At 59.5% G+C, this 420-nt stretch carries 1 protein-coding gene; it reads left to right on the top strand.

Going from position 1 to position 420, the window contains the following annotated elements; genetic code table 11:
- Nucleotides 1-338, top strand: a 338-nt coding sequence (locus CAPSK01_RS07545; protein WP_273703267.1) for a group II intron maturase-specific domain-containing protein, incomplete at its 5' end; no start/stop codon positions are given.
- Nucleotides 339-420: the final 82 nt, after the last annotated feature.

Raw genomic sequence — 420 nt, forward strand, 5'->3', positions numbered from 1 at the left:
TCGGCACCCGGCCCTCGCCGAAAAGCGTCAAACGGATGGTGGAAAGCATCACTCAGGAAACCGACCGCCGCCGAACCATACTAGATGCCGAGTTTGTCGTGGGACGGCTGAACCGGAAACTGATCGGCTGGGCGAATTACTTCTGCCTGGGTTCTGTCAGTCCGGCCTATCGGGCCATCAACACCCACGTCACGCAACGGCTCCGCCGGTGGTTATGCAAGAAACACAAGATCTCCAGCACCGGGTGGGCGCGCTACCCGAATCAGTACCTTTACGAGCAGTTGGGGCTGGTCAATTTGCCGGCGAGAACCCATGACCTTTCGTGGGCGAAAGCATGATGTCTTGTCCGAGAGCCGGATGCGGGAGAGCCGCCTGTCCGGTTCGATGAGCGGGATGTGGAAACGGGGTTATGGTCAGGCT

Origin of the sequence: Candidatus Accumulibacter vicinus (assembly GCF_000584955.1) — a bacterium.
GTDB lineage: Bacteria > Pseudomonadota > Gammaproteobacteria > Burkholderiales > Rhodocyclaceae > Accumulibacter > Accumulibacter vicinus.